At 43.4% G+C, this 10,724-nt stretch carries 6 protein-coding genes; 2 read left to right on the forward strand and 4 right to left on the reverse strand.

All coding sequences use genetic code 11. The annotated features are described in order from the left end of the window. Positions 1–652 precede the first annotated feature (652 nt). The 4 genes from BVE84_RS07585 to BVE84_RS07600 form a co-directional block, all read right to left on the reverse strand. Positions 653–2,050, reverse strand: coding sequence for an alginate O-acetyltransferase AlgX-related protein (locus tag BVE84_RS07585; protein WP_076996452.1), 1,398 nt, complete (start codon positions 2,048–2,050; stop codon positions 653–655). A gap of 17 nt (positions 2,051–2,067) precedes the next feature. Then, positions 2,068–3,561 carry an MBOAT family O-acyltransferase gene (locus BVE84_RS07590; protein WP_076996453.1) on the reverse strand — a complete coding sequence of 498 codons (1,494 nt, stop codon included), beginning with the start codon at positions 3,559–3,561 and terminating at the stop codon, positions 2,068–2,070. A gap of 820 nt (positions 3,562–4,381) precedes the next feature. Then, positions 4,382–6,370, reverse strand: coding sequence for an excinuclease ABC subunit UvrB (gene uvrB, locus BVE84_RS07595; RefSeq protein ID WP_076996454.1), 1,989 nt, complete (start codon positions 6,368–6,370; stop codon positions 4,382–4,384). Between the two features lie 74 nt (positions 6,371–6,444). Then, positions 6,445–7,350 (reverse strand): CPBP family intramembrane glutamic endopeptidase, encoded by a 906-nt coding sequence (locus tag BVE84_RS07600; protein ID WP_076996455.1) that lies wholly within the window; start codon positions 7,348–7,350, stop codon positions 6,445–6,447. 245 nt (positions 7,351–7,595) lie between these two features. Between BVE84_RS07600 and BVE84_RS07605 the strand changes: the two genes are divergently transcribed. Beyond that, positions 7,596–9,800 (forward strand): ABC transporter substrate-binding protein/permease, encoded by a 2,205-nt coding sequence (locus tag BVE84_RS07605; RefSeq protein WP_076996456.1) that lies wholly within the window; start codon positions 7,596–7,598, stop codon positions 9,798–9,800. Next, positions 9,800–10,540: an amino acid ABC transporter ATP-binding protein gene (locus BVE84_RS07610; RefSeq protein WP_076996457.1), complete on the forward strand. Its 741-nt coding sequence runs from the start codon at positions 9,800–9,802 to the stop codon at positions 10,538–10,540. Before BVE84_RS07605 ends, BVE84_RS07610 begins: the two co-directional genes overlap by 1 nt. Positions 10,541–10,724: the final 184 nt, after the last annotated feature.

A 10,724-nucleotide genomic window follows, 5' to 3' on the forward strand; every position in this document is an offset into this window, starting at 1 on the left:
GGATACTTCGTCAACTCGCCTTGGTAAGCTCTCAACTACCTTTAAAAAATAGACTGAAAACCTCCACTGGAGCTTTTTATGGGTTTTGTATCTTGTGGAATTGAGTTCAGCCTAAAACCTCGGAAAAAAGATAGGCAGCTGTTTCAGCTTTAGCTGATTACAGATGAGATTGAAGCAGTTCGGGGAACTGTTTCAACTGGTCACCTAGAAACACGAAAGTGACCATAGAAGTTTGAGCCAAGAAGCAGGAAAGCTAGGAAATATGCAGAAAACCTCCACTGGAGCTTTTCGCTCGTCATGTTTCCTAATTTCTAGTCGCTTTTTACACGCCCTTTGTATCTTGTGGAATTGAGTTCAGACTAAGGTCTGTGTGAAAAAGACAATTCCTCCTAGAGTCTCTGGACTCTGCGTCAGAATTCCTATTTTCACTTAGACCTTTTAACGTCCTCACATCTTAATGTAATTGAGTTCAGCCTAAAACCTCGGAAAATAGATAGGCAGATGTTTTGGCTTTAGCCAATTACAGATGAGAATCCCTTTGGGACAAACACTCCTAGAAGTTACACTTCTTCGTCATGTTTCCTAATTTTCATTCGCTTTTTACACGCCCTTTGTATCTTAGTTTACTGTTGATTTTTATGGAGTATAAACTCTATTGATACCAGACGATTGATTGCCCCTCCTGAGAGACAAGTTCTATTTTCGGATGGTCTGAGACCGCTTCAGCAGAAAGTGCTACAGTGTAGCCTCCATCGGTTTGCTCCATATCATACACTTCCCCATCTAATCGTAACCAGACGTATTGATAGCTAGCGTCTGTCTGCCAGCTAATCGTAGCCAGAGCCTTTCCTTTCTCAATCGTTAGAGCATTAGCGGGCAAGGCCTGCTTGGTCGTAGAGGTATCGGTATAAGGAATGGACGAAAGTGCAGGATTCATCTTCAACTGCCTCATCTTCTCATAATCGAAGTAGGTATTTGAAAAAGTATATTCTGCCACTTCAAAAATAACCATATCTGGCTTAAAGATATTGTAGTAGTATGGGAAGTGTAAAATATTTTGATAATCATGGACAGCAATATAGTCTTCAAAGGCATTCATCAGATATTTATAGCCTCTTCCATTCATATAACTTCCTTGAAACATCAAGACTCGCGGAAGTTCCTTGCCACGTGTAGATACATTTTGATAGTAGGCAAACGCTTGATAATTCGGATCGAATTGCAACTCCCCTGCGAACACCTCTGTCTTAGTGGTCACTATACCGTCTTCCGGAACCTGGATAAGTGGAACAGATTCATGAATAGGGAATTGGGAAACAGGTAGGGAGACTTCTAGTTGACTGGATACCTCAGCATCGTCCAAGTGATTGACCTGAACAGCGGGAAAGTCCTCTTTTACTTTCGATAAAATGGCATTCGTTCCATAAAAGGCCCCTAGATCGTTCCAATGATTGGCATCATATTTTTGATTAAAGACAGCCGTCCCTCTCTGGCTTTCTTCTTTGAGGGTAATCGTATTATCTACATAGCGAACGTTTCGCTTATCAAGAGCCGCAAGAAAGTCATCTACCCAGTCGCGATTGTAGTCAAAGCCGGCAGGAGTATATTCTGATAGCACTGCTGGCTTTGCTGGATTCAAGACGAACAAAAAGGGAATATTTCTAGCCTTGCAATATTCTTGGATAGCTTGAACCATGTCTGCAAACTGCTCGTGATAGTCAAAATATTGATAGGCAGGCGTCGTAAGCCCTGCTCCAAAAACATATCCATCTTTTCCATACTGATAGCTTGGATGGACCATTTTGCCAAATAGGCGATCATTCAAGACCGTGTAACCCAAGATCATCTCATCTCGAAAACCAATGCGGTCATTCACATAGGTTTCAAGAGCCTCCGTCAGATCCCCTTCGCTATCTGTTGAAAATGGATTTTCTGCCAACATGCGGTTATCAATCTCAGAGGAGATGTGGGGTGCAAAGCGAAAGTTGAGAACAGGGATAAGGACAATCAAGGCAAATAGAGTGATTGTCAACAGTTTTATTTTTTTCATCAATATCTCCACTTCTTTTAATATTGGAAATAGATAAAGGGACTATAGGTAGAATTTACCATGAATAAAATCGCCACAATAAAGATAGCTAGCAAGATGACCTCTTGAAGGAAATAACCGACAGCTGTCGAACTGACATTGCCATACCAGCTTTTCACTTTCTGAGACCCCAATAGAGTAGCCCCTATTATCCCTACAGTAGCAAGGAACAACATCTTGGCATCGTAGTAATATTGCCAGGTATAAAATATCGGCTGACCCGTTCCCTTTCCAAGTATCGCACCTACGACCGTTCCAACATCTGCAAGATGTTGAAATCGGAATAATTGCCAGGAAAAGAGAATGATTCCCATCGTTGCCATGTATTTGAGAGCAACTGGTATGTTTTGATAGTATTTATGATGGTGAACAAGGCGCTCCACGACGACAAAGAAGGCATGGATACCACCCCACAAAATGTAATTCCAGCCTGCGCCATGCCAAAGGCCTGTCACAGCAAAAACAATGGCTAGATTACGGAGTGTTTTTTGCTGTCCTTTACGACTTCCCCCCAATGAAATGTAGATGTACTCCTTAAACCACGTTCCCAATGAGATATGCCAACGTCTCCAAAATTCAGAAATGGATACGGAACGATAGGGGAAATTGAAGTTCTCTTTAAACTCAAAGCCAAAGAGCTTGGCAAGACCAATGGCAATGTCAGAATACCCTGCAAAATCATAATAGATTTGCAACATGTAGAGAATCAGGGTTCCAAATGCTGTTAGCTGATCCATGGACTGAATGGAAATTTGAGCCAGACAAGCCCCAAAGGTATCCGCCAATATCACTTTTTTGGCAAACCCAATCATGATGCGGTTTACCCCTTCTGTCATTCGTGTCAAGGAGAAACGGCTCTGTCCAATCTGGCCCTGAAAATCTCTCCATAACACAATCGGCCCTGAAATCACTTTCGGGAAAAAGGTAAGGTATAGAAGGCAATCGAAAAAACTGCCAGCCGTTGCCTGCCCTCGGTAAATATCTGTCAAATAGGAAATGCTCGAAAAGGTAATAAAGGATATTCCAAGGGGAGCCAACAAAGACTTTGAAGGGAGCTGTTCCCCAAACAAGCTATTCCAACACTGGATTAAAAAATTAGAGTAATTGAAATAAATCAAAGGAAAGGTCACCAGTAGAATCCCAATCCCTAATGGAAAGAGACTCAGATAGACCCTCTTTTGAAGAGTAGGCGACTGATACAGATTTAGATAAAGCCCTTTTCCCCTGACAGTGGCAATCCATAAACCGATGACGTATACGACAACTATATAAAAGAGTAAGCGAAATACATTATCAAATGAAGACCACATGTAAAAAACGACACTACACCCTATCAGAAACAACTTATCAAGAGATAGTTTTTTGAAGAGGAAGCGCAAACCATCAATAGAGCAGACCCCCTTGATAATGCTATATCCCAAAATAGAAAAAGGGAAAAAAACGAATAAAAATACCTGTGTTGTAAACAGCATATATAAGCCTCTATAAGATATAGGATTGATGGCACTGTTATAGTCGTTTAGTTTATACCTAAAGGTAGCCACAGCTGTAATTGACTAAATCTGAAACAGCTGCGTCTCTTTTCTTACTTCGACGAGTGAAAAGCTCCAGTGGAGGTTTTCAGCCTACCACCTTTCATTAAAAAAGTGGTCGTTAGAAACTCCGTTTCCCTATTTCCAACCTTGCCCACTTCGCTCTCAAATTTCTAGGCTCAGGCTGAAACAGTTCACCGAACTGTTTCACTCTCCCAGATGATTGGAACTCGCTTTGCCGTACTCTACGATTGTTACTGACTATCGTCAGTATGATTTCCAACCTTCAACAGTCATTAGACTGTTGAAGCAACCTGCAGCTATTGACACGAGTTACCTCGTTTCATTTTCAACCTTGCCTACTTCGCTCTCGGATTTCTAGGCTCAGGCTGAAACAGTTCACCGAACTGTTTCACTCTCCCAGACTAGTGGAGCAAGTACTAAAAGCAAACTAAAGACTATAAAATGTACCCAATTTATTATACCAGTTCCAAAATGAGATGTCAAGTCTCTAAAAAACGAGAAACGGCGCCCTCCCTCGCCTTTCCATGCCTTGAAACGGTTGACCTCCCCCATCGATGTCCTCCAAGAACCACATAGGAATATTCAAGAAAAATAACAAATACGGCAAAGAACGATTCCGTGGAAGTTTGCCAAGCCAAACCCCTACTTCCTTTCTTTGCCGTATGTGCTATGTTTCAGTCGGACTCTCTTCAGTCTTCAAGGGAGAAACTCTAGGCTAGCTACTTGCCCCAAGCGTCTAATCTAAAGCCTTGATTTCCAAAATCATATCACGGATTTGAGCAGCCAGTTCAAAATCTAGAAGCCCCGCTGCTTCCTGCATTTGTGCTTCTAATTTCTTCATCATATCACGACGCTCTTGTTTATTGAGACTTTCAATATCTACCGTCTCTTCTCTATCAGGAAGGACTGCTTTTGTCACGCTAATTAAATCGCGGATTTCTTTCTTAATGGTCTGTGGGACAATCCCATGTTTTTCATTATATTCCATTTGAATCTGACGGCGACGAGCAGTCTCATCAATGGCCCGCTGCATCGAATCCGTCACTTTATCCGCATACATAATAACATGGCCTTCACTATTACGGGCTGCGCGTCCAATCGTCTGAATCAAACCGCGTTCGTTTCGCAAGAATCCCTCTTTATCAGCATCAAGGATCGCAACGAGACTCACTTCTGGCACATCAATCCCCTCCCTCAGAAGGTTGATTCCGATGAGGACATCAAAGACGCCCAGACGAAGGTCACGGATAATCTCTGTCCGCTCCAAGGTCTTGATGTCGCTGTGCATGTACTTGACCTTGACTCCCATTTCTTTGAAGTAGTCGGTCAAATCCTCCGCCATTTTCTTGGTCAGCGTGGTGATGAAGGTTCGTTCCCCTTTTTCTACCCGTGCATGTATCTCTCCCAGCAAGTCGTCCACCTGTCCCATGGTTGGACGGACCTCAACTTCTGGGTCTAACAGTCCTGTCGGACGAATAATTTGCTCGACAATGGTATCTGTCTGTTCATTTTCATAATCACCCGGTGTCGCAGATACGTAGACGATCTGATGGACGTGGCTTTCAAATTCCTCCCGACGTAAGGGGCGGTTATCTAAGGCACTCGGCAGACGAAAACCATAATTGACCAGCATTTCTTTGCGCGAACGGTCTCCGTTATACATCCCCTTAATTTGTCCCATGGTCATGTGACTCTCATCAATCATGATGAGGAAATCATCTGGAAAGAAATCAAGCAGGGTATAAGGTGGCTCACCTTCACTCCGTCCGTCCATATGACGGGAGTAATTTTCGACACCGTTCGTGTAGCCCATCTCTCGTAACATTTCAATATCGTATTCTGTCCGCTGTTTGAGACGTTGGGCCTCGAGCAGTTTGCCTTCTTTTTCAAAGACTGCCAACTGGTCCGCCAGTTCTGCTTGAATCTTGCTAATGGCTGTCTCCATATAATCGTCACTGGTCACGAAGTGCGTGGCTGGGAAGATTGCCAAGTGGTCCACTTCTCCTAAGACCTGCCCAGTCAATGCCTCGATTTCTCGAATACGATCGATTTCATCACCAAAAAATTCCACTCGAAAGGCATGCTCATCTCGGCTAGCTGGGAAAACCTCTACTACATCACCACGAACACGGAAACGGCCGCGTTGAAAGTCAATGTCATTGCGTTCAAACTGAATATCCACTAGATCATTCAGCAACTTATCCCGTGAGATTTCAAGCCCTGGACGCAGGCTGACCACACTATCAGCATATTCCTTGGGTGACCCCAGACCATAAATACAGGAAACGGAAGCAACTACAATGACATCGTTACGCTCTAAAAGCGCTGAGGTCGCCGAGTGACGGAGTTTATCGATCTCATCATTGACCGAGCTATCCTTTTCAATATAGGTGTCACTTGACGGCACATAGGCCTCCGGCTGGTAGTAGTCATAGTAAGAGACGAAATATTCTACCGCATTTTCAGGAAAAAATTCCTTAAATTCGCCGTACAGTTGTCCAGCTAGGGTCTTGTTATGGGCAATAACTAGAGTAGGCTTGTTGACCCGAGCAATCACTTGGCTCATAGTATAGGTCTTTCCTGTTCCTGTTGCCCCCAGGAGAATCTGGGCCTTTTCGCCCCCTTCGATATTATCGACCAGGGTCTCAATCGCCTCAGGCTGGTCACCTGAGGGCTGATACTTTGACACTAATCTAAACTTCTGATTTGTTTTTCTATCAATCATACCTTACCTCACCCTCCTATTCTATCATAAATGAAACGGAATAACTGTTTTAGAAACCAAGAGCCAAAAAGGGGCTAGTTGGCTTTCTTCTGACGCAGTACCCATACCAGATAAGCACAGGCTAGGGACAAGACAAGGGAGGCAATCATACTGCCTTCCGCTCCAAATTCCCCTCCCGATACGTAGTCGGGAGCTGATGTCGGGGAAAATCGCATCAAGGAAGTGGAAATCGTTATTCCACTGACATTGACACCAAAGACAGTGCCTTGAAAGCAATTCCACGCCGCATGAACTGCTGATACTCCCCAGATATTGTCTGTTTTTAGGACATAGAGACAGGCAAAGAGACCGAATAAGGCAATATTTAGCAAGGAAATCAGATTGACTCCCTCATTTCCCAAATGAAGAAGGGAAAATAGTAGGCTGGATACTGCAAGTCCTATCGGAAGTGAGGTTCTACGGGCCACACTCGGAAAGAGCCAACCACGAGTCGATAATTCTTCTGTCGCACTTTGCAAAAACCAGAAAGGAAAAAGAAAGAGGAGGTTAGCGACATTCCGTCCTGAAAAATAAGTTGCTGTCAATTCAATAGCACCAACCATCCATTGTACTGCAACTACTACACTAATAAGGAGTATCCCAACTCCCAACCCCTTGAATAGTTCCTGAAAGGCATGTGTTTTATACAGACCCAAACCAGAAATCGATCTTCTCTCCACAAACCGTACCCAGAGTAAGATCATGACAAAAGGAAATGCAAAAGCCAGCAACTGTAAAAACAGGGGATCTAACAGATCGAAAAAGCCGAGAATAGACTCCACTGGTAAGAAGCGCTGGGCGATATAAGCGCCACCTACTGCAAATAAGAAGCCGACACTCAATACTATCTGCACTATAAACGGTAATCCAAAAGCGTATAGCCACTGTAGCTGTTTAGTTGCCCCTATCCTTACAGCAGCAAACATCCTATTTTGTCCCATCCTATTGTTCCTCCATGAATTGATACTTCATTCTACTAACTTTTCACCAAATATTCAATTCAAAACGCTACAAAAGATGACGAGTCAAAACATGACGATGTTATATTTTCTAACACAAGACTTTGCAAATCTTTCCTATTTATGGTATACTATCCATTATATTTTAGAAACAAAGAGAGAAAATAGTCTGAAAACCCATTTTCAAACATTTCCTCTGCGTTATTTTTAAATGAAGGAGAATTGAAATGAAGAAAAAATGGTTTACATTGGCAGTTCTTCTGCCACTATTCTTCCTAGTTTCACCAGCAAAAGCCGATGATACAGTGGACATTGTGTCAGATTCGACCTATGCGCCTTTTGAGTTTAAGGACTCAGACCAAACCTACAAGGGGATTGATGTGGATATTATCAACGAAGTAGCCAAACGTTCCAACTGGACGATCAATCAAACCTTCCCTGGATTTGATGCGGCAGTCAATGCAGTCCAATCAGGACAAGCTGACGCTCTCATGGCAGGTACGACGATTACCGAGGAACGCAAAAAAGTCTTTACCTTCTCTGATCCCTACTTTGACACAAACATTATCATTGCGACAACCAAAAAAAATCCTATTTCTGACTACACCCAGCTAAAAGGACAGACAGTCGGTGTCAAAAATGGAACAGCCGCGCAACAGTTCCTGACTGAACACAGGGCCGAATATGGTTACAGCATCAAAACCTTTGATACTGGTGATACCATGTATAACAGCCTGTCTACTGGTGCTGTTGATGCCGTTATGGATGACGAGGCCGTCATTCAATACGCCATTCAAAAAGGACAAGACCTAGCCCTCAATATGAAGGGTGAAGCAATCGGTTCATTTGGATTTGCTGTCAAAAAAGGAAGCCAATACGAGTACCTTGTAGATGATTTTAACAAGGCACTCGCTGCGATGAAAAAAGATGGTAGCTACGACCAAATCATGACAAAATGGCTTGGGAACATTGCCCTATCTTCTAATGACGCTAGCTCTGACTACGGTTCCCTTCTCAGCCTTACTGGAACAATCGGGGCTCTTGCTACCCCTGTCAAATCTTCTTATACCATCGTATCTGACTCCTCTTTTGCTCCATTTGAATATCAAGGAAAAGATGGAAAATACACAGGGATTGACATCGAGTTAATCAAGGCCATCGCCGAGCAACAAGGCTTCACCATAACCATCCAAAATCCTGGATTTGATGCTGCTCTCAATGCCGTCCAAGCTGGTCAAGCTGACGGAGTAATCGCTGGAATGACCATCACGGATGCCCGTAAGAAAATCTTTGATTTCTCTGATGCTTATTACACTTCCAATATCCGTTTAGCAGTTAAAAAAGGAAGTGGTCTTTCGAGCTACGAGGATCTGGCTGGCAAAACTGTCGGAGCTAAAAACGGGACCTCCTCTTATACTTACTTGGAAGAACATGCCGCAACCTATGGCTACACGCTAAAAGCCTTTGATGAGGCTTCCACCATGTATGATAGTTTGAATTCTGGCTCAATCGATGCTCTCATGGATGATGAGGCTGTACTGCTCTATGCCATCCAGCAGGGACGCGATTTTGAAACACCGATGGAAGGAATCGCAACGGGTACCATCGGATTTGCTGTCAAAAAAGGGAGCAATCCTGAACTCATTGAGATGTTTAACAACGGTCTTGCTGAGTTAGTCAAGTCTGGTAAGTATGATGACATCATGAATAAGTACTTCAATGCTAATTCAGATACAGAAACTTCCTCTACTGCTACAGTAGATGAGTCGACCATCTGGGGATTGCTCAAAAATAACTACGGTCAGCTCCTATCTGGTCTTGGCATTACCATCGGACTAGCTCTCCTTTCTTTTGCTATCGCCATTATCATTGGGATTATCTTTGGAATGTTTGCAGTGAGTCCATTTAAGGCACTTCGTGTCACCGCCTCTGTCTTTGTGGATGTGGTTCGTGGTATTCCATTGATGATTGTCGCAGCCTTCATTTTCTGGGGGATTCCAAACTTCATCGAATCAATGACAGGCCAGCAGTCGCCCATCAATGATTTTGTCGCAGGAACGATTGCCCTTTCCCTCAACTCAGGTGCTTATATTGCCGAGATTGTGCGCGGAGGTATTCAGGCTGTCCCTATCGGACAAATGGAAGCCTCTCGTAGTTTGGGAATTTCCTACGGAACGACCATGCGTAAAATTATCCTACCACAGGCTGCCAAGCTGATGTTGCCAAATTTCATCAACCAATTTGTCATTACATTAAAAGATACGACCATTATCTCAGCCATCGGTCTGGTTGAGCTGTTCCAAGCTGGTAAAATCATTATCGCACGAAACTATCAATCATTCCGCATGTATGCAATCCTTGCCATTATCTATTTGATTGTCATTACACTCTTGACACGTCTTGCACGTAAACTTGAAAAAGGAGGTAACTAATGGCTCAATTAAAAATCAATGTCCATGACTTGCACAAGTCTTATGGCAACAACGAAGTATTAAAAGGGATTACTGCCAAATTTTACGAAGGAGATGTTGTCTGCATCATCGGTCCATCCGGTTCTGGTAAATCAACTTTCCTGCGAACGATGAACCTACTTGAAACGATTACAAGTGGCCAGGTAACCGTTGATGGATTTGATTTAACCGATCCAAAGACAGACCTTGACACCTTCCGCTCCAATGTCGGAATGGTGTTCCAGCACTTCAACCTCTTCCCGCACATGAGCGTTCTAGACAATATCACCTTTGCCCCTATCCAACACAAACTAATGGATAAGAGTGAGGCTGAAATCGTCGGAATCGAGCTATTGGAAAAAGTCGGTCTAGCCGATAAGCGTGATGCCATGCCAGATAGCTTATCCGGCGGTCAAAAACAACGGGTAGCAATCGCCCGCGCTCTTGCTATGAACCCTGATATTATGCTCTTTGATGAACCGACATCAGCCCTTGACCCTGAAATGGTCGGAGATGTGTTGAATGTTATGAAAGACTTAGCAGAGCAGGGGATGACGATGCTGATTGTCACCCACGAGATGGGATTTGCCCGCAAAGTGGCAAATCGTGTCATCTTTACCGATGGCGGAGAGTTCCTCGAAGATGGAACCCCTGAACAAATCTTTGACAATCCACAACATCCGCGCCTCAAGGACTTCCTTGATAAGGTGTTAAATGTCTAATATAGACAATATGTAAAGACCCCCAGTTGAGAATTCGTGGATTTACCTGTACACTAGAATAAAAAAACAATCAACTTCTAACAGGAATTACCACACTCAATTGGAGGTCTTATATGTTTCATTTTACCACACTTTTCATCGGAATGGATGTTCACAAAGAAAGTTTTTCACTTTGCTATTATGA

Source organism: Streptococcus azizii (assembly GCF_001984715.1).
Taxonomy (GTDB): Bacteria; Bacillota; Bacilli; order Lactobacillales; family Streptococcaceae; genus Streptococcus; species Streptococcus azizii.